Origin of the sequence: Halobacillus sp. ACCC02827 (assembly GCF_030291935.1) — a bacterium.
Taxonomy (GTDB): Bacteria; Bacillota; Bacilli; order Bacillales; family Halobacillaceae; genus Halobacillus.
This window is the reverse complement of the sequence record NZ_CP128168.1, coordinates 2,565,741-2,585,470: the sequence shown is the minus strand read 5'-3', so window position 1 is coordinate 2,585,470 and position 19,730 is coordinate 2,565,741. Positions and strand designations below refer to the sequence as shown.

The following is a 19,730-nucleotide window of genomic DNA, read 5'->3' as shown; positions in this document are numbered from 1 at the left end:
TTTTATTGGGAGGTTATACGCATGGAGGAAAACAATAGAACATGGACAGAAACATACTTACACGATTATAAGGAAGGAATGGGCTTGTTCAAGGAGCATATGCCTGAAGTAGCTCATCAATTCAGTCAGTTTACGGAAGAGTGCTTTAAGGAGGGCGAGATTTCTCAAAAGCAGAAGCAGTTGATTGCCCTCGGAATCAGCATCGTGGCCCAGGACGAATATTGCATGATTTATCATACAAAAGGATGTGTCGACCAAGGCGCTTCTGAGAAAGAGGTTCTGGAAGCGTGCGGGGTTGCCGCGGCTTTTGGTGGCGGTGCTGCTCTGAGTCAAGCCGTTACGCTTGTCCAGGATGCCTATAAAGATTTGTCCACAAACGTCAATTGATGGGACAATCCAACAATGGATACCAATGTTGAATAAATGACCATCTGAAATAAAAATAAACGCTTTCATTGGAACATTTGCTTTGTCAAGGCCGGAAATAAGGTTTGGCAGGATTTTATTCCGGGTATCGTTTTGTGATAATCTGGAAATGCAAATAACTTGAAAGGGTTGATTTATTATTAGTGACGATTTACAGCTCCATTATACTGCTGATATGGAAAAAGCCATGCACCAGGCTCATAATATGAGCTATGCCGAGTACAGTAGAAAGCTTGATACAAGGATGAAGGTGGAAGAGCAGCGTCAGCGTAATTTTGAAGAGAGCAAGAAGATAATCGCACAGGTCGACCGTCAACTCCATAGATGAGAAAGTATGGAATCAGGTGCCGTTTAGTCACCTGATTTTTTCATGTTATAATAATGTAGAAACCGAGGGGAATATGTCATTCAGGATGTCCGTTCCTTCTATATTATCAATAGTAGGAAAATGTTGATAACAAATACTAAATGATATAAGATTGTAATGAGAATAAAATGAGAATGGTTCTTTGATCCCTATCAACCAGGACATTCGATAATAATAGATACTGGAGGTATTCATTATGGCAGGATCAACGTTAGAAATTAAAGATCTTCATGTTGAAATTGAAGGTCAGGAAATCCTAAAAGGTGTGAACTTAACAATCAACGGTGGTGAATTCCACGCGGTCATGGGACCAAACGGAACAGGTAAATCCACATTGGCTTCCGCAATTATGGGACACCCTAAATACGAAGTAACCAAAGGTGAAATTCTTCTTGACGGTGAGAACGTTCTGGAGATGGAAGTAGACGAGCGTGCTCAAGCAGGTCTTTTCCTTGCAATGCAGTATCCGAGCGAAATCAGCGGTGTAACGAACTCTGACTTCCTTCGTTCTGCAATCAACGCACACCGAGAAGAGGGCGACGAAATTTCCCTGATGAAGTTCATTAAAGATATGGACGGTAAGATGGATACGCTGGAAATGGATAAAAACATGGCGCAGCGTTACTTGAATGAAGGATTCTCCGGCGGAGAGAAGAAGCGCAACGAAATTCTGCAGCTTATGATGATCCAACCGGCAATCGCCATCCTTGATGAAATTGACTCCGGTCTAGATATTGATGCACTGAAAGTTGTTGCCAAAGGTATTAACGAAATGCGTAATGATTCCTTCGGCTGCCTGATCATTACCCACTATCAGCGTCTGTTGAACTATATCACACCAGACAAAGTACACGTTATGATGCAAGGCCGTGTCGTCAAATCAGGTGGTCCTGAACTTTCCCAGCGTCTTGAGGAAGAAGGATACGACTGGATCAAGCAGGAGCTTGGTATCGAAGACGAAACAATCGGTCAAAAAGCGTAATCAAGATAGGAGGGTAATCATGACAGTAGAAGTCTCACTACCATACGACAAAGATTATGTCACAAAATTCTCTAACGGTCTTCAGGAACCGGAATGGATGAAGAACCTGCGCCTTAGCGCCTTGGAGAAATCAGAATCACTTCCGCTTCCTAAGCCGGATAAGACAAATATCTCTAAATGGAACTTCACCGAGTTCGATCATCACGTAACAAGTGAAACGATCGGTTCGCTCGATGAACTTCCGGTGGAGATAAAAGATTTCATGGATCAGGACAAAGCGCCTAAAAACCTTGTCATTCAGCGTAATCATACAGTGGCTTATGCTGCGATTGATGAAAACCTGAAAGAACAGGGAGTTATCTTTACAGACATCGCTACAGCTCTGCGCGAACACGGAGAGCTCGTGGAAAAGTATTATATGAATGATGCGGTGCACGTCGATGAGCACCGTTTGACAGCCCTTCATGCAGCGCTAATGAACGGTGGTATCTTCCTTTATGTACCGAAAAACGTACAGATTGAAGAACCGATTCAAGCTATTTTCTGGCAGGAAGACCAAAAAGCTTCCTTAATCAATCACATTCTTGTCGTTGCTGAAGAAAACAGCTCTGTTACGTATGTGGAGAACTACATCTCTCATAATAAAGAAGAGAAGACATCTGCTAATATTGTAGCGGAAGTTATTGCCAAGGACGGTGCGAAAGTATCGTATGGTGCAGTGGATAACTTCGACAAAGGAACAACCGTTTATGCAAACCGCCGCGGTGTTGCCTATCGGGATGCCGTCATTGAGTGGGCGTTGGGTCAAATGAATGAAGGGGATACTGTCTCCGAAAATATCACCCACCTGATTGGTGATAACTCCCACTCCAATGCCAAAACGGTAGCAATCGGCCGCGGAGATCAGAAGCAGAACTTTACAGCAAACATCACACACTTCGGTAAAGGTTCAGACGGCTACATTCTTCAGCACGGAGTGATGAAGGATAAAGCATCCGCTATTTTTAACGGAATTGGTAAGATTGAACACGGAGCCAGCAAATCCAACGCAGAGCAGGAGTCACGTGTCCTTATGCTCAGTAAAGATGCCCGTGGAGATGCCAACCCTATTCTTTTGATTGATGAAGATGATGTAACGGCAGGACACGCAGCTTCCGTTGGCCGCGTAGATCCTATGCAGTTGTATTACTTGATGAGCCGCGGAATTTCCAAATTCGAAGCGGAGCGTTTGATCATTCACGGGTTCCTTGCACCGGTGGTAAACCAGCTGCCTGTAGAAGCTGTGAAGCGTCAACTTCAGCAAGTGATTGAAAGGAAAGTAAATTAACATGGATGTCAAAGCCATACGCGAGGAATTTCCTATTCTGCATCAGGAAGTCAACGGTCATCCGCTCGTGTATTTGGACTCTGCAGCAACCTCTCAGAAGCCACTGAAAGTGATCGAGAAGTTGAACGAATATTACAGAGGCTACAATTCCAATGTGCACCGGGGCGTTCATACTCTTGGCACAAAAGCGACGGATGAATATGAAGGCGCAAGGGAAAAGGTCAGGCGCTTCATTAATGCTTCCAGTACGCAGGAAGTGATATTCACAAGAGGAACAACGACAGCCATTAATACAGTCGCCGCAAGTTACGGCAGAAGCAACCTTGGGGAAGGTGACGAAATCGTCATCACACCCATGGAGCACCACAGTAACATCATTCCTTGGCAGCAAATTGCTAAAGAAACTGGTGCGACCTTGAAATACATGCCGCTACAACCTGATGGCACTATTCGTTTGGAAGATGCGAAACAAACGATCACTTCCAATACGAAAATCGTTGCCATCGTACACGTTTCCAACGTGCTTGGTACCATCAACCCAGTGAAAGAGATCGCTCGTATGGCCCATGAGCAGGGAGCCGTCATCCTTATTGATGGTGCCCAAAGTGTGCCGCACATGCGTGTCGACGTTCAGGATCTGGATGCTGACTTCTATGCCTTTTCCGGTCATAAAATGGGAGGCCCTACAGGTATTGGTGTTCTCTACGGGAAGAAGGCGCTTCTTAACGCTATGGAGCCTGTGGAGTTCGGAGGCGAAATGATCGATTTCGTAAACTTGTACGACTCCACGTGGAAAGAGCTTCCGTGGAAGTTTGAAGGCGGAACGCCGATTATCGCAGGTGCTGTCGGACTGGGTGCTGCCATTGATTTTCTTACCGATATCGGCATGGATAACATTCTTGCACATGAGGAAAGGCTTGCTGCCTATGCTCAAGATCGCATGAAAACAGTGGACGGACTTACCATCTACGGTCCGGAACACCGCGCAGGTCTCGTTACGTTCAATTTAAGCGACGTACACCCTCATGACCTCGCAACGGTATTGGATGCAGAAGGAATCGCTGTACGAGCCGGTCACCATTGTGCCCAGCCTCTGATGAGGTGGCTCGATGTATCAGCGACGGCTCGTGCCAGCTTCTACCTGTATAATACTGAAGAAGAAATAGACCGACTCGTTGAAGGACTACAAACAACAAAGGAGTATTTTGGCGATGTCTTTTAATAACTTAGATACACTCTATCGCCAAGTGATCATGGACCATTACAAGAACCCTCGTAACCGCGGATCTATCGAAGGTAATCCGATGATTGTGGATATGAATAACCCGACATGCGGGGATCGTATCCAACTGCAGTTGTTGATCGATAACGGGCTTGTAAAGGATGCCAAGTTCGATGGAGAGGGTTGTTCCATCAGCCTCTCCTCTGCTTCCATGATGACCCAGGCGATCAAAGGAAAGTCCGTAGACGACGCATTAAAAATGTCTAAGCTGTTCTCAGAAATCATGCAGGGGAACGATATTGAGGAAGAAGATATCGACCTCGGTGATATCGAAGCACTCCAGGGAGTTTCCAAGTTTCCGGCTCGAATTAAATGTGCCACGTTAGCTTGGAAAGCCATGGAGAAAGGTGTCGATGAAGAGAAGCAGGACTAAGCGTCTGTTCATACCAAAAGGAGGTATATAATCATGGCTAAAAAAGCGCCAGAAGTAGGAGAGTACCAATACGGATTCCATGAAAAAGATGTGTCCATCTTCCGTACGCAAAAAGGTCTGACGAAAGAAGTCGTCAAACAGATCTCCGACTATAAACAAGAACCAGAATGGATGCTCGACTTCCGTCTTAAGTCCTTAGAGCAATTCTATAAAATGCCGATGCCGCAATGGGGCGGCGACCTATCCGAACTTGATTTTGATGAAATCACGTACTATGTTAAACCATCCGAACGCTCCGAGCGTTCATGGGACGAAGTACCGGAAGAAATCAAAAACACGTTCGACCGTCTGGGTATCCCGGAAGCGGAGCAAAAATACCTGGCAGGTGTCTCTGCTCAGTATGAATCCGAAGTGGTATACCACAACATGGAGAAAGACTTGGAAGATCTCGGTGTTATCTTTAAGGATACCGATTCTGCTCTCAAAGAAAACGAAGATCTCTTCAAGGAGTATTTCGGTAAAGTCATTCCTCCGTCCGATAACAAGTTTGCAGCGCTGAACTCTGCTGTATGGTCGGGAGGTTCCTTCATTTATGTTCCTAAAGATACGAAGGTGGAGACGCCGCTTCAGGCATACTTCCGTATCAACTCAGAGAACATGGGTCAGTTCGAACGTACCTTGATCATTGCGGATGAAGGTTCTTCCGTACACTACGTCGAGGGATGTACAGCACCGACTTATTCATCCAGTTCTCTGCATAGTGCCGTAGTAGAAATTTTCGTCAAAGATAACGCCTACTGCCGCTACACAACGATTCAAAACTGGGCGAACAACGTGTACAACCTTGTAACGAAGCGTGCCGTTGCTGAATCCAATGCAACGATGGAGTGGGTCGACGGTAACCTCGGTTCCAAGCTGACAATGAAATATCCAGCCGTTCTTCTTAAAGGAGAAGGAGCCCGCGGTATGACACTTTCCATCGCGCTGGCAGGAAAAGGACAGCACCAGGATGCCGGTGCCAAGATGCACCACCTGGCACCGAATACGTCTTCAACGATCGTATCTAAATCCATCTCCAAGCATGGTGGTAAAGTAACGTATCGTGGTATCGTTCAATTCGGTCGTAAAGCAGAAGGGGCCCGTTCCAATGTCGAGTGTGATACACTCATCATGGATAACGAGTCCACTTCAGATACCATTCCTTACAACGAAATCATGAACGAGAACATCTCTCTTGAGCACGAAGCAAAAGTTTCGAAAGTGTCTGAAGAACAGTTGTTCTACTTAATGAGTCGTGGGATCTCGGAAGAAGAAGCGACAGAAATGATCGTCATGGGCTTCATCGAGCCATTCACGAAAGAACTGCCAATGGAATACGCCGTGGAAATGAACCGCCTGATCAAGTTCGAAATGGAAGGTTCCATCGGTTAATAATGATAAAAGACCGTGCAGCTTATGACTGCACGGTCTTTATTTGTGGGATAATAAATAGAAGGTAAATATCCCTGGTGGAATCATGCATAACGAATCAAGCAGGCGTCATGTTTTATGAATACAAAACGTGATACTATAATAGTATCTATCAAAGGTTAAGGAAGGTTACCATGTTTCTGATTATGTTCTTCATTGGTTTAGTGACAGCAATTATCGGGAGCGTCGCTGGACTTGGCGGCGGCGTCATTCTGGTGCCCGCGTTATTGTTCCTCGGCGATCACTATGCGTCTTTTGACTGGGTCACTCCGCAGTCGATCGTTGGTATATCGCTCGTCGTGATGATCTTTACCGGGATGGCATCCGCCATCTCCTATATTAAACACAGGCGCGTCGATAAGAAAATCGGCGTCATTTTCCTTTATGGAAGCATTCCCGGTGGTATAGTCGGATCGTGGCTGAATCAATTTTTTGAATCAGATGGATTCTCGCTGTTTTTCGGCGTGATTATGATTGCCGTTTCGCTTTTGTTCTTTATTCCAAGACGACGGCCTGATAATCCACTATTTACAACAGGTATTCAAAGAGAGAAAGTCGTGGATGGAGAAACCTATACGTATCAGATGCCCGTCATGTTTGGGCTGGTCTTATCGTTCGCCGTCGGATTATTGTCCGGACTGCTTGGTATCGGCGGGGGGTCGCTTATGGTACCTGCAATGATCCTGCTGCTCGGCTTGCCGGCACATATAGCCACGGCTACATCCATGTTCATGATCTTTTTTGCTAGTATATCCAGCTCTGCGACTCATATTGCTCTCGGGCATGTTGAGTGGGCTCATACGCTGTGGTTCATCCCTGGGGCATATATAGGTGGCACGCTCGGTGCTTGGATGAACCGTAAACTGCGTGGACAGGCGGTCGAATGGTTCTTGCGGATCCTTTTGATTTTGATCGGCATCCGCTTAATCTGGCAAGGAATAGGGTGAGGATACGATGAATAAAGAGAGATTGTATTTCTATTATACAAGCGATCTGCACAGCCATTTTGAAAATTGGCCGCAGATCGTCGGCTATTTTCAAGAAAAAAAAGAGAAGCATGACAGAAGGAAGGAAGATTACTGGTTGTTTGACAACGGGGATCACGTAGACCGTTTCCACCCGATTACGGAAGGGTTAATGGGGAAAGGGAACGTGGAGCTTATGAATCGCGCTGCATATGATGTCGCTACCTTGGGAAATAACGAAGGAATTACCTTGGCTAAGGAAGATCTTCATTCGTTGTATGACGAAGCAGACTTCGGTGTCGTGTGTGCCAACCTCGTTTGTCATCATCAAGAGGCTCCTACATGGCTCCAAAATTATAAAATTGAGACGTCTAAACAAGGGACGAAAATCGGTGTTATTGGACTGACAGCTCCTTTCCGTCCGTTTTATCAACAGTTAGGCTGGGATGTCGAATCGCCTTATGACATACTGGACAGCCTGCTTCCGGAAGTGGAGCGGGAAGCAGATATCATTGTATTGTTATCGCATCTCGGCATCCATGACGACGAAGAGATCGCCAGGCGCTATTCCTCCATCGATGTCATTATCGGCGGACATACCCATCACTTGTTCAAGACAGGCGAGATCGTGGACGGATCATTATTAACGGCCGTAGGAAAGCACGGAACGCATCTTGGTGAAGTGATGATTGAATGGGACAATGATACCCATACGCTTGTAAATAAAGAAGCCTATGCCGTTCCGACGGAGCATTTAGGCAAGGACAAACAGACAACGGATGATCTGCTTCGTATAAGAAAAGAAGCGATGGATCACTTAAACACACCTGTTACAAGGTTGAGAGAGCCTCTTCACATCACATGGTTCAAGGATAACGAATTAATGACAAGTCTTACGGACCAATTAAGGGAATGGACATCATCCGATATCGCGATGTTAAATGCGGGGGTCCTTCTTGATCATTTACCGGCGGGGGAAATCACGTACGAAGAGGTCCACCGCATCTGCCCACACCCGATGAATCCCTGCAGGGTCGAGCTTGAGGGCGATAAAATAATGGAAGTGATCCGGGCTGCCCATACGAAAGAATTGATGGAAACCAAATTGAAAGGTCTGGGCTTCCGTGGAGAGGTAATCGGGAAAATGGTCTTTTCCGGAGTGGACATTAATGTACGGAAGGCGTCCAACGGGGAGCTTCAGGTGACGGATGTTACTTTCGACGGCCGTCCGCTTGATCCTGATAAAGTCTATCGTTTCGCTACAGCGGATACGTTTACTTTCGGTCGATTCTTTCCTGAGATCGCCTATGCCTCAGAGAAAAAGTATTATATGCCGGAACTGCTGCGTGATCTGCTGTCTGAAGCGCTTCAGACATACGGGAGTCCGTGAGAATTATTCAAATAAAACCCTTCTCGCCTACATATAGATAGGTGAGGAGGGTTGTTTCATGTCTAAGAAAAGAGTGACGGGCGGGTCGTCGATCGGAAAACGGGTCGTCATCAGTCTACTGTTTTTCGCTGTATTCACAGCCCTAAGCCTATGGTTTATAAACAGGGGAGTCACGCCCGCACTTGTAGATATTGCTGAGACGAAGGCGCAGCAGCTGGCGAGGGATGCAATCAATGAGGCGGTCAGTAAACAAATAGCCGAAGACCTTCAGTTCAATGATCTTGTAAAAATGGAGCAGGATAACCAGGGAAACGTCGTTTATATGGGATGGAATTCCGTCATGGTAAACCGTGCTTTGCGTGACACCACGATTCGGGTGCAGAATTTCCTGAAGCGGATGGAGCTTGGAGAGTTACCGATGGAGGATACCTCACTCGAGCCGTCCATCGATCCGAATATGACGGCAGAGGAGTTAGGGGAGCAGCCGGCCACTTTGATTGAAGTGCCGGTAGGGCTTGCCACAGGAAACAGTCTGCTTGCAAACCTTGGCCCGAAAGTTCCCGTGCAGCTCAGGGTGATCGGCGACGTTCAGTCTCAGGTGAAAAGTAAAATTACGGAATATGGTTTGAATGCCGCCTTGTTTGAGATTTCCATCCATTTTGAAGTAAGTCTCCGAATCGTTATCCCGTTCTCTACGGAGACAACGGTCGTAAAGAACGATATTCCGATAGATACGGCGACTATTTTAGGAAAGGTTCCCAATTTCTACAGCGGTGTAGACGGTCAGGACCCATCTTTTTCCTATCCAATGGATCCCTTGCAATAATGCATATCTACTGGTAGAATGGCTAAGAACTGAATATGCGTGACCTTATCAGATCGGTGAGGTAGAGGCGCAGACATCATGAGTAGTCAATGGGAGTATGACAAGCGAGGATCATTGGTGAAGGGGGTGTCTGCCGAAGTGTAAGACAGCGAGTCGGGCTGTTTAACGCTGGTGTACATCTGAACAGGAGATACACTGTCATGCATGCTTTTTGGGTGCATGGAGCGCTACTGATCGAAATGGAGGATAATCCAATTGCCGCTGAGGCAGTGGTAGATTATTTTCTATCATTGTCTTTTTTTATTCCTCAATTTTAATCCACAGTAGCCTTCCAAATCCCGTTACACCATTAGATTAACGGAGGGGAACCACATGGAAGGAACGATCTATTCATTAATTCCAGCTATACTTATGCTTATCCTTGTCCTTGTTACAAGGAAAGTCATCCTATCCCTTGGTATAGGGATCATTGTCGGAGCATTCATGCTTACACAAATGGACATTGGAGCCGGTATCGGCTTGATTTGGTCCATCTTTTCCACTATTTTCTACAGTGAAGGTGCACTTAATTCAGGTAATATTTACCTGCTGTCTTTTTTACTTTTACTAGGAGTTACCACTGCATTTATGACAGCCTCCGGAGGCAGCAAGGCATTCGGAAAGTGGGCGGTGAAGCGGATCCGTACACGTCAGGGTGCTACACTCGTACCTGCTCTGCTCGGCATTGTTATTTTCATTGATGATTACTTCAATGCACTTGCTGTCGGGCAGGTGGCAAAACCGGTGACGGACAGGTACCGCGTCTCAAGAGCAAAACTGGCCTATTATATCGATTCGACTTCTGCACCAATCACGGTTATTTCTCCCATATCCAGCTGGGGAGCATATATCATCGGTACCATCGGTAGTATCCTTGCGGCAAATGAAATTACCGAATATGGTGCTTTTGAAGCGTTTGTTTTGATGATACCAGCGAACTTATACGTTTTCGCAGCTTTACTTCTCGTATTCCTGACAATTTATATGCGCCTTGATTTCGGGCCGATGCGCAGTCACGAAATCCGTGCGCAGAAGACAGGAGAGCTCACGAATCCGGAAAAGGGTGACATTCCAGGAGACCTGAATGACGAATTCGAAGAGCACAATAATGGGAAGATTTCGCACTTGATTCTGCCGATTGTTGCGCTTGTCGTCGGTACGGTAGCCATGATGTTCTACACAGGTATTCAGGCAACAGAGGGAAGCGCCACACTGCTTGATGCTTTTGCTAATACGAATGTAAACATTTCCCTGTTCACCGGAGGTTTGGTCTCTGTATTGGTTGCAGGCGGTCTTTACATCAGCCAGCCTAAACCGAAATCAGGGCTTGGCCACGTATTTACAGAAGGACTCAAAGCTATGCTTCCGGCTATCTATATCCTGGTCTTCGCCTGGATGATCGGGGATGTCATCAGCCAGCTTCAAACAGGAGAGTTTTTGGCAAATCAATTTACAGAGGCAAGCATTGATATTGCTTACCTGCCTTTAATCATCTTCTTATTGTCCGGCTTTATGGCGCTGTCTACCGGTACATCTTGGGGAACGTTCGGTATCATGCTCCCGATCGCAGGAGAAATAGCAGCTGTTACCGATCCGTCCATGATTCTACCGGCCTTGTCCGCGGTTCTTGCCGGCTCCGTTTTCGGTGACCACTGTTCACCGATCTCAGATACGACCATTCTTTCTTCTACCGGGGCAGGTTCTAATCATATCGATCACGTCATGACCCAGCTTCCATATGCGCTGCTCGCAGCCTTAGGGGCGACAGTCGGGTATCTTGTCCTTGGGTTTACCGGACAGGTTTGGATTCCGCTGGTACTCGCTATGGCTATAGTAGCCGTCATTGCCATGGTCATTCATAAAGTAAATCCGAAAATTGAACCAGAGTAAGTTGTATAAGAGGAACAGGGATGACGCCATCCCTGTTCTTTTTTGAGCCTTTGGTGTGATGGATGAATAGGGCCGATAGACATAAGAGGATGACTGGATATTATTAAAAATGTAAATACCTCCATATAAAGGTAGGAAGATTAACCTATGGAACATCCTCCTGAGACTACCTCCCCTGTTATTATCTGAAAATTATAAAATTATTTTGACAAGCCGTAGCGCGGTGGTTATAATTTAAACAGAAATAATCAGAAAAAAATAAAAATTTTGAACACTATTCTTTCATAAAATTTATAAACGTGTTCAAAACAGGGAGGTCTTTCACATGGAGAATCGTGCACAATGGGGTACGAGGGCTGGGTTCATTCTGGCTGCTGTCGGTTCGGCTATTGGTCTTGGGAACATATGGAGGTTTCCATCTGTAGCTTATGAGAATGGAGGAGGAGCATTTTTCATTCCTTATCTATTCGCTCTTTTGACAGCCGGGATACCGTTGCTGATCATGGAGTTTACCATTGGTCACAAGTACCGTGGATCTGCTCCACTATCCTTCTTCAAAATGAGCCGTAAAACAGAATGGCTCGGCTGGTGGGCTGTATTGGTGGCATTCGTCATTTCTACTTATTACTCTGTCATCATCGCCTGGGCAATGTCCTACAGTGTCTTTTCCTTAAATCTTTCTTGGGGATCCGATACAGAAACGTTCTTATTTAGTGATTACCTGCAATTATCATCCATTACTCCAGGGCAGACAGGCAGCCTTGTCCCGGGCGTTTTAATTCCGCTCGTACTTGTATGGATCATTACCCTTGGTGTACTGTTCGCAGGTGTCAAAAAAGGAATCGAAACAGCGAACAAGATTTTCATTCCAACGCTTGTTATTCTTTTCCTGATCATTGTCATCCGCGCGGTCACACTTCCAGGAGCCGCGGAAGGTCTACAGACATTCTTTGCTCCGAATTTTGAAACAATCATGAACGGTTCGGTATGGGTAGCTGCTTACGGTCAGATCTTCTTCAGTCTTTCCATTGCATTTGCCATTATGATTACTTATTCCAGCTATCTTCCGAAGAAATCGGATATTACGAACAACGCATTTATTACAGGATTCAGTAACTCGAGCTTTGAGTTGTTAGCCGGTATCGGGGTTTTCGGAGCTTTAGGATTCATGGCTTCACAAAGTAATGTCCCGGTGGAAGAGGTTGTGAGCGGCGGGGTTGGTCTTGCATTCGTCGTATTCCCGCAGATCATCAATGAGTTTCCCGCTTTGAATGGACTTTTTGGAGTCCTGTTCTTCCTGTCCTTAGTTCTTGCCGGGTTGTCTTCTCTAATCTCCATTTCCGAAACATACGTAGCGGGTATTCAGGAGAAGTTTGGTATATCAAGAAAAGCTGCTGTTGGAATCGGTGGCGGGATCTCTGCCATCATATCGCTGCTCTTTGCTACCCAAGGAGGACTATTCTTCCTGGACGCAGCAGATTACTTCATCAACCAGTTTGGGGTCGCCTTCGTCGGTCTTGTCGAAGTCGTTGTGATCGCCTGGTTCCTTCGTAAGTTGAACGACTTCCAAAACCATGCCAATGCCATTTCTGATATACGTCTTGGCGGCTGGTGGAAAGTCTGTTTAGGACTGGTCACACCTGTTGTCCTTGGTTACATGATGTTCGATCTTTTCAGAACCAACCTGGAGCGTGCATTCGATACGCCGACAGGGAACTATGAAGGATATACGGATACCTTCATTTTATACGGCGGCTGGTTCGTCGCGGCGTTTGCTTTAGTCGCAGGTTTCCTTATGACATTCAAACGCTGGCATACGAACTCATTGGAAGAAGTAAAAAAGGAGGTAAGCTGATATGACAGGTAGTGCAATAGCTATGATGATTATCGGCATCGTTGTCATATGGGGTGGACTTGCAGCGAGCATAACGAATGCAGTTCGCAAATCCAAACAACAATAAAAAGCAGAAAAACCGCCGCACAATCATGTGCGGCGGTTTTTTAATCGACCATCTGTTCCCATCGTTTTAAATAAGGAGTTGGGTCGAAGGACCATTCATTTTTCCCATTATCCTGATACATGCCATAATGGAGATGCGGTGGAAATTTTCCGGAAGTACCGGGCGGTCCATAGCCGGAAGCACCCACGGCACCAATAACGTCACCAGGTTTTACGACGTCTCCCACTTTTATATCCTCTGCAAAATTTTGAAGATGTGCGTAATAGTGATAAATATTGTAAATGTCCCTGATGCCGATTCTCCAACCGCCGAACTTGTTCCAGCCTTTCATTTCAACCACACCATAGGTGGTCGATTTCACAGGCACTCCGTAATTGGCAAAGATATCGGTACCTTCATGAACTCTGCGGCCACCAAAGCCGCGTGCGTCCCCCCAAGTACTGCGATAGCTGAAGTTTGCCTCCAACGGAAGTGGAAAATCCCTGTTCTTTAAATGAACGGTTCCGAAGTTTCGGAAAACTTGGGCGGTGTTCATAATCGTTTGCACAGTCAGATCACGCTGGTAATAATCCCATAGGGCAATTTTTATATCTTCTTCTGTTGTTCCATATGATTTGACGTAATCGGCAATGGACCAGAGCAGATCATCATCCTGATCTATTTCCACTTTACCGTCTCCATTTCCGTCAGAGCCCCAGCCTTCGGGAAACAAGTCGGCAGGCATCTCTCCATTGGTCCCTGTCCAGAACATTGGATCCGGTTTTATAGCGGTAACCCTGTCTTTCTCGGGGTCCCCGTTGACCTGTCTTTCGTATTGATCGATAGCTGCTAAATATTCCCAAGGAATGTCAGTAAGGGCAGCTGTCTTCTTATACAAGGCCATCCGGTCATCACTTTCTTTATCGGCGTATGTCGGTGACGGAAAAAGTAAGGCGCCAGCCACAACGACGCTTAATAAGAGCCTGAAGTATATCATATACTCACCTACAACTTTTTAATACCTTTAGCATGAGGCAGTCAGGGGAATGTTATGTTTGGAAATATCAGTTCTCCATGCCTGTTTCTTCTTTTGTGTTCATGTTCGGACCTACATCCGGTTGTCTCGGGTCATCCTGCTTCACTTTACCTTGGGGTGCTTTTTTCATTTTTTTAATGATACTGTCGATATTCTCATTATAGTTTTCGTCGTATACGGTCGATGTGCTCAAACTTTGAATGTCTCCAAAAGAAGCTGGATTGTCGGACACATAGACGTGGTAGAAGCTCGGCACAAGCGAATAGGCGGTCTTTTGAACCATATCTGCTGCCGTCTCTCGATCCGTATCGTCTGCTTTACTGTAAGCGACAAGCACCTCATTATCGGTTACGACAGTCGCTACATCGTCAAAATTGTCATATCGTAAAATCATGCGGGAAATCATGTCTGCCATTTCTTCGCGGTTCACTTTGATTTCATGGTGTTCTTCGTCATCCCGTTCCATCTGCGTCTGATTGAAGCGGACATAACCTACCTGCCCGTCCGATCCATCTTCATTGTAGCCGTCCATAGCATTTCCGTTTAGGGGATCATCGGCTCGTTTATTTTGTTTAGCTGATTCATCTGTTTCCTGGCACCCTGCCATTGTCAGTGCAAGGAGGCCGGTCAAACATACAGTACTCCATCGCTTATTCAAAGTATTTCCTCCTTATTCGTTAGTCGGTGACGGTATGGTTAGGTTGGACTTTTATTAGAAGAATCATACGGTTTTTGAAAAGCGGCAATTCCGTCCATATACGGAAGTGTGGTACACTTATAGAAGATAGAGGTGATGATATGGTTGAATTAAACGGGAAGACGTACGACCTGCTTGAAGACCATCAGGAAGGGTTTCAGCAGGAAGAAGTGGAAAGCCGCTACAGTGATATTCTTAATAAGTATGACTTTATCGTAGGGGACTGGGGTTACGGACAGCTTCGCCTTAAAGGCTTTTATGATGACCAGAATTCAAAGGCCAGCTTTGATACCAAAATTAGTACGTTAGAGGATTATCTATATGAATACTGTAATTTCGGCTGTTCCTATTTTGTTCTAAAGCGGATACGACAATAACCGACGTGCTGAAGAAAAGCACGCCGGTTTTTTATTACCTGGGCAATATTTTATTGTTCCTCTGACGGCTTTACATCCTGGTCCTTTTCGTCATGAGTAGGGTGGGCGCCGGCTTCCTGGCGCGGCAGATCCTGGTGTAAAGCCTTAAATTCATAATTGAACGCACTATAGTACCTTTGCTTATCTGTCCAAGGGGAGCTTTTTTCGTTGGAAACGGGCTCATATTTGTTTCTTGGAGCACCATAGGGTCCTTCCGGCAGCTGTTCTGGAACAAGGTAGTTCCGTTGTGCTTCCACATTAGCGAAGTCGGAATATTTATCTTCGGGCATTTAAAAAACCTCCTTCAGGAATAGTTTCGCCCGTTGGAGGTTTCTTATTCTTTCATAGTAAGTCGGGGAGATAGGTTCGAAGCTCTTCTGCTTCCATCGTACTCAGCTGAAACATATGCTCTAAGTGTCCGGCCCTGTTTATATTTTCTAAATCGAGCAGAGCCTGACGGTTTTTGGGCAGGTTGATGACCATAGTCTGGTTATCGAAGCAGTCTGCTTTCATTAAGGCAAGCTCAAAACGATGGCTGCCTGCGGTGAAGGAGACAAACCGGGTGCTGGTGTCTTGTGTGAAATCCTCTAAAAGTGGCCGTTCCGCCATGAATGATCACCTCCTGTCCTATGTCGGCGGCTGGTATATTCGTCCACATAAGTATGCCCGGGATGTCGGAAAATATGCGCGGTTTCCATGGCTGGGCGAGGGATCGGATAGCAATTTATGTTATTCTTAACAAAGAAAAATACACGGGAGGTAGGAACATGTATTTCGTCGACAGAAAAAAATTAGAAGAAATTTTAAATTATATGAATACGGTGCTGCAAGAGGTGACGGAGAACCGCTATGAAACGTTCTCAGACCGTCTATTATTGGAGAGAACCACTCATGTAACTATTGAAGCTATTCTGGATGTGGGAAATATGATGATCGACGGCTTTATCATGCGGGATCCGGGCAGTTACGAAGATATCATTGACATACTGACCGATGAACAAGTGCTTCCAAAGGGGGAAGAGGAAGCCTATAAGGCGTTCATCGGTTTGAGGAAAATGATTGTTCAGGAATACACAGCTGTTGATCATCAAGAGATCAGCGGAATATGGAATCAGTATAAAGCAGTCATTCTTTCTTTTCCTGAAAAGGTCAGGAGCTATCTAGATACAGAGCTTGGCCCTGTATCCACATTTACGAATAACGATTGATTCAGGGATGAGGTGTTATCAACATGTACAGGGATTATAAAGCGTATTTAATTGATTTGGATGGGACGATGTACAAAGGAACGGACAAAATAGACGGCGCCGGGGAATTTGTTCAAGCGTTGGTTGACAAGGAACGCCCCTTCCTCTTTCTGACCAACAATTCTTCTAAAAGGGTGGAACAGGTCGCCGCTAAATTGACGGATTTAGGAATACCTTCAAATCCTGATCAAGTGTACACGAGCAGTATTGCCACAGCGGAATACATTAAAAGTGAGAATCACCAAGCCCGTGTTTTTGTGATCGGAGAAGACGGGCTGCTGGATGCCCTTGATCGGGAAGGATTGACCAGAGTGGAAAGCCGCTCGGATTATGTAGTTATCGGCATTGACCGGGAGATTACATATGAAAAGCTGGCAAGGGCATGCTTGGAAGTTCGAAATGGAGCGAAATTGATCAGTACCAACGGGGATATCGCTATTCCGACCGAACGAGGGATGCTTCCGGGAAACGGCGCACTTACATCTGTTGTCGCGGTTAGTACAGGGGTGGACCCGGTATTTGTAGGAAAACCGGAATCATTGATCATGGATCGGGCTCTAAAGCGGATTGGATATGGGAAAGACGAAGTCCTCATGGTGGGGGACAATTATAACACCGATATTCTTGCAGGTATTCGTGCAGGGATCGACACATTGATGGTGGAGACAGGAGTCAGTTCTTTTGATGAGTTGAAACAAACGGATCCTGCACCGACCTATAAGTGCCGGGACTTGTATGAATGGATGAAAGGTTGAATGGACAGGAAAGAGCGCCTGGATTAACTAATCCAAGCGCTCTTTCTTTATAGGAGGTAGGGGCCAAAGAATACGGTTATAAAAGCAACATGTACACCGATGAAATAAGAGAGTTGTATAAATGGGGACCAGTCTTTGACACGGTGGAATGCACGGACCAACACATAAGCGATTAAGGCGAATGCCAAAAGGTATATAAAAGTACTTCCGGAGAAATTCAAATAATCCGGGGTGCGCGCCAACAATTGTTCCGAAAAGACGGGGCCCTTGAATAAGAAGACGGCGGCGAGGTAGATGACAGCGCCTGTATAAAACACCCATGCTCTGTCTTCATCCATGGCTTTCGTTTTCGTAAACATTAAAATGGTTAGAAAGACTAAAGGCCAGATGATCCAAACTAAAGAAATAGGAACAATAAGCATTCCAAATGAAAGCATGCCGGCGGTTTTCCCTCCTGCCTGAAGCAAATTCCCGCTGGAAATTCCATCGGTTTTACTTATAACTGCTTTCTCGTCGGAAGCAAGAAGGACCTGATAATGATCTCCCTTTTTATCCAACCAGATGATGGAATGAGAATCGATCCATTGAGGAGTGAGAGAAGGGCTGGGAGTATTACTGATACGCGTTACTCTGTTCACACCCTTTTCTTTCACCTGCGCCTGATAAATATTAAATTGGGTCTCCTTGTTAAACATCGTGTCAGTTTTGCCGAGAGCTTTGAATAAAAGAAGAGATTTGTCTCCGCGTACCGTAAGTTCTATATCTGATAATTCCTCTAATGATTTTCCTGTTACGGGATCTGAAAAAGTAACACGGCTCATTTTCGGTGCCGACGCCTCTTCTTCTGCCGGGAAGGCAGCATAATAATGCAGCTGCTTCTTCTTACCCGTCATCGACTGTTTCTGTAATGTAGACTGAATCAGTCGTATGTCGTTCTCCGCAGCTGCAAAATGCATCTCTTTCAATTCTTCCCCGCTCTGCAAGGGAATGTCCGCTTCCCGCACTTTTTCCAGTGTACCATCCTTAAGGTGGTAGAATGTCAGGTGATTTCCTGACGATTCCGTTATTCGGGTGGCCAGGTAAGTGCCATCGTGGTTCTCATATGTAAGTACTTCCGCTTTCTCATCAGGCAGTGTCAATATAGAAGTAAGGCTGCCATCCTCTTCATACACATACACATCTGTCCCTTTTGTAAATATAACTTCGTTCTGTAAAGGGAGAAAGGTATCCAGATCGGATATCTTTTCCTTTTTTTCGGTAAATAACTGATGATAGTCGGAATAAACGAGTTGATTTCCTGGTGTAGCAATGGAAGTGAACTTATCAACAGGAATATCAATGTTTGTTTCCTCTGTGCTGGAGTACTCTTGGTCATAACCTGTTTGTTTCACGCCTTCTTCCGTCAAGTATGCTATCTTCGCACCATTCGTCGCCGACGACACAGCCGGAGAGTCGGAAGTCACCGTTTCCCCTAATTCCAGTGGTCGGCTCCAATCCGAGTCCGGTGGTTCGGTCACATCCTCAAAATTACGAACAAAGAGCAAACCGATTCCTAACAGCACAAGAAGGGCCGGCACAATCCATACTATTTTCTGTTTCATCTGGTCCTTTCTCCTTTCTTTATTTTCCATAATACGGAATTCACTATAACATATGTACGGATATAATAGTTAATAAGTTTCAGAATAATAAAAAAACTGTGCGCTCGGCACAGTTTTTAAGAAAATTAGTTAGTCTTCTGGATCGCCTGCGATGCTGTGAGCGAGCCTGCTTGAAGCAGCGGCTGCTATAGCCCCGACAATATCGTCTAAGAAAGTATGGCACTCACCAGTCGATTTATCATTTAACTTCTGAAGAATACCAGGCTTTTGTTTATCGATATACCCGTAGTTCGTAAAACCTATGGAACCGTATACGTTTACAATGGAGAAAGCGATGATTTCATCAATGCCGTACAGGCTCTCATCCACTTCAATAGTAGATTGCAGCGGTTCTTCCAGCATTTTCTTTTCTGCTAACATATCCAATTGTATCCCGGTAATAATCGCGTTTTGAACCTCGCGCTTCGTCAACACTTTGTTGACGTTGTATCGGCATTCATCCATCGTCAGTTTTTCGTGATATTTCGACTGAAGGTAGTGGACGAGCTCAGCGATATCATCAATGGATACTCCGCGATCGTTGAGCCATTCCCGTGCTGTTTTCTCGAGATTGGATATCTTCTTGTTATTTGTCATAAAGAAACCCTCCTACTCCTCATATCATTGCCTGTTTCGATACCCGTCATGAATATGGCACAAAC

General features: G+C 45.5%; 22 protein-coding genes and 1 riboswitch. Of the genes, 16 read left to right on the top strand and 6 right to left on the bottom strand.

What is annotated here, in order from left to right:
• The first annotated feature begins 21 nt into the window (after positions 1 to 21).
• The 13 genes from QRD89_RS13730 to QRD89_RS13675 all read left to right on the top strand — a co-directional run bounded on the left by QRD89_RS13730 (position 22) and on the right by QRD89_RS13675 (position 13,298).
• Positions 22 to 387, top strand: coding sequence for a carboxymuconolactone decarboxylase family protein (locus tag QRD89_RS13730; RefSeq protein WP_008635747.1), 366 nt, complete (start codon positions 22 to 24; stop codon positions 385 to 387).
• 214 nt (positions 388 to 601) lie between these two features.
• Entirely contained in the window at positions 602 to 754 is a 153-nt protein-coding gene (locus QRD89_RS19285) for a YuzK family famiily protein (protein WP_502875576.1), read from the top strand.
• A 235-nt stretch (positions 755 to 989) separates the two neighbouring features.
• The gene (gene sufC, locus QRD89_RS13725; RefSeq protein WP_008635743.1) at positions 990 to 1,775 is read left to right on the top strand and encodes a Fe-S cluster assembly ATPase SufC; all 786 of its coding nucleotides are present in this window, start codon (positions 990 to 992) and stop codon (positions 1,773 to 1,775) included.
• Between the two features lie 19 nt (positions 1,776 to 1,794).
• Entirely contained in the window at positions 1,795 to 3,102 is a 1,308-nt protein-coding gene (sufD, locus tag QRD89_RS13720; RefSeq protein ID WP_286095455.1) for a Fe-S cluster assembly protein SufD, read from the top strand.
• 1 nt (position 3,103) lies between these two features.
• Positions 3,104 to 4,324 (top strand): cysteine desulfurase, encoded by a 1,221-nt coding sequence (locus QRD89_RS13715; protein ID WP_008635738.1) that lies wholly within the window; start codon positions 3,104 to 3,106, stop codon positions 4,322 to 4,324.
• A complete protein-coding gene (gene sufU, locus QRD89_RS13710; protein WP_008635737.1) occupies positions 4,314 to 4,757 on the top strand; it encodes a Fe-S cluster assembly sulfur transfer protein SufU in 444 nt (147 codons plus the stop codon). The genes QRD89_RS13715 and sufU overlap by 11 nt, the downstream gene beginning before the upstream one ends.
• 33 nt (positions 4,758 to 4,790) lie before the next feature.
• Complete coding sequence (sufB, locus tag QRD89_RS13705) at positions 4,791 to 6,188, top strand: Fe-S cluster assembly protein SufB (RefSeq protein WP_008635736.1); 1,398 nt, start codon at positions 4,791 to 4,793, stop codon at positions 6,186 to 6,188.
• Between the two features lie 173 nt (positions 6,189 to 6,361).
• Positions 6,362 to 7,174 carry a sulfite exporter TauE/SafE family protein gene (locus tag QRD89_RS13700; RefSeq protein ID WP_286095454.1) on the top strand — a complete coding sequence of 271 codons (813 nt, stop codon included), beginning with the start codon at positions 6,362 to 6,364 and terminating at the stop codon, positions 7,172 to 7,174.
• Between the two features lie 7 nt (positions 7,175 to 7,181).
• Positions 7,182 to 8,582, top strand: coding sequence for a bifunctional metallophosphatase/5'-nucleotidase (locus tag QRD89_RS13695; protein ID WP_286095453.1), 1,401 nt, complete (start codon positions 7,182 to 7,184; stop codon positions 8,580 to 8,582).
• A 58-nt stretch (positions 8,583 to 8,640) separates the two neighbouring features.
• Complete coding sequence (gene yunB / locus QRD89_RS13690) at positions 8,641 to 9,408, top strand: sporulation protein YunB (protein WP_008635733.1); 768 nt, start codon at positions 8,641 to 8,643, stop codon at positions 9,406 to 9,408.
• Positions 9,409 to 9,462: 54 nt separating this feature from the next.
• Positions 9,463 to 9,646, top strand: a riboswitch (Lysine riboswitch).
• Positions 9,647 to 9,780: 134 nt separating this feature from the next.
• Entirely contained in the window at positions 9,781 to 11,337 is a 1,557-nt protein-coding gene (locus tag QRD89_RS13685) for a Na+/H+ antiporter NhaC family protein (RefSeq protein WP_026578265.1), read from the top strand.
• Between the two features lie 325 nt (positions 11,338 to 11,662).
• Positions 11,663 to 13,192: a sodium-dependent transporter gene (locus QRD89_RS13680; RefSeq protein WP_008635731.1), complete on the top strand. Its 1,530-nt coding sequence runs from the start codon at positions 11,663 to 11,665 to the stop codon at positions 13,190 to 13,192.
• 1 nt (position 13,193) lies between these two features.
• Positions 13,194 to 13,298, top strand: coding sequence for a methionine/alanine import family NSS transporter small subunit (locus QRD89_RS13675; RefSeq protein ID WP_008635730.1), 105 nt, complete (start codon positions 13,194 to 13,196; stop codon positions 13,296 to 13,298).
• Between the two features lie 40 nt (positions 13,299 to 13,338).
• On the opposite strand, the gene QRD89_RS13670 is transcribed toward QRD89_RS13675, so the two are convergent.
• Together QRD89_RS13670 and QRD89_RS13665 are read right to left on the bottom strand one after the other, a co-directional pair.
• Positions 13,339 to 14,274, bottom strand: a complete 936-nt coding sequence (locus QRD89_RS13670; RefSeq protein WP_008635729.1) for a M23 family metallopeptidase — start codon at positions 14,272 to 14,274, stop codon at positions 13,339 to 13,341.
• A 67-nt stretch (positions 14,275 to 14,341) separates the two neighbouring features.
• Positions 14,342 to 14,971 (bottom strand): YhcN/YlaJ family sporulation lipoprotein, encoded by a 630-nt coding sequence (locus QRD89_RS13665; RefSeq protein WP_008635728.1) that lies wholly within the window; start codon positions 14,969 to 14,971, stop codon positions 14,342 to 14,344.
• 140 nt (positions 14,972 to 15,111) lie between these two features.
• Here QRD89_RS13665 and QRD89_RS13660 point away from each other — a divergent pair, with 140 nt between their 5' ends.
• Positions 15,112 to 15,387 carry a YutD family protein gene (locus QRD89_RS13660; RefSeq protein WP_008635726.1) on the top strand — a complete coding sequence of 92 codons (276 nt, stop codon included), beginning with the start codon at positions 15,112 to 15,114 and terminating at the stop codon, positions 15,385 to 15,387.
• A gap of 50 nt (positions 15,388 to 15,437) precedes the next feature.
• Here the strand turns inward: QRD89_RS13660 and QRD89_RS13655 are convergent, their stop codons facing one another.
• Together QRD89_RS13655 and QRD89_RS13650 are read right to left on the bottom strand one after the other, a co-directional pair.
• On the bottom strand, positions 15,438 to 15,716 hold the full coding sequence (locus tag QRD89_RS13655; protein ID WP_008635722.1) for a hypothetical protein: 279 nt from the start codon (positions 15,714 to 15,716) through the stop codon (positions 15,438 to 15,440).
• Between the two features lie 52 nt (positions 15,717 to 15,768).
• Positions 15,769 to 16,035: a DUF3055 domain-containing protein gene (locus QRD89_RS13650; protein ID WP_026578267.1), complete on the bottom strand. Its 267-nt coding sequence runs from the start codon at positions 16,033 to 16,035 to the stop codon at positions 15,769 to 15,771.
• A 158-nt stretch (positions 16,036 to 16,193) separates the two neighbouring features.
• Here QRD89_RS13650 and QRD89_RS13645 point away from each other — a divergent pair, with 158 nt between their 5' ends.
• Together QRD89_RS13645 and nucF are read left to right on the top strand one after the other, a co-directional pair.
• Positions 16,194 to 16,634 carry a DUF86 domain-containing protein gene (locus QRD89_RS13645; RefSeq protein ID WP_026578268.1) on the top strand — a complete coding sequence of 147 codons (441 nt, stop codon included), beginning with the start codon at positions 16,194 to 16,196 and terminating at the stop codon, positions 16,632 to 16,634.
• Positions 16,635 to 16,657: 23 nt separating this feature from the next.
• Positions 16,658 to 17,428: a 5' nucleotidase NucF gene (nucF, locus tag QRD89_RS13640; protein ID WP_286095452.1), complete on the top strand. Its 771-nt coding sequence runs from the start codon at positions 16,658 to 16,660 to the stop codon at positions 17,426 to 17,428.
• A gap of 47 nt (positions 17,429 to 17,475) precedes the next feature.
• Here nucF and QRD89_RS13635 read toward each other — a convergent pair whose 3' ends face one another.
• Positions 17,476 to 19,029: an MFS transporter gene (locus tag QRD89_RS13635; protein WP_286095451.1), complete on the bottom strand. Its 1,554-nt coding sequence runs from the start codon at positions 19,027 to 19,029 to the stop codon at positions 17,476 to 17,478.
• Positions 19,030 to 19,158: 129 nt separating this feature from the next.
• On the bottom strand, positions 19,159 to 19,665 hold the full coding sequence (locus QRD89_RS13630; protein WP_008635712.1) for a phosphatidylglycerophosphatase A family protein: 507 nt from the start codon (positions 19,663 to 19,665) through the stop codon (positions 19,159 to 19,161).
• Positions 19,666 to 19,730: the final 65 nt, after the last annotated feature.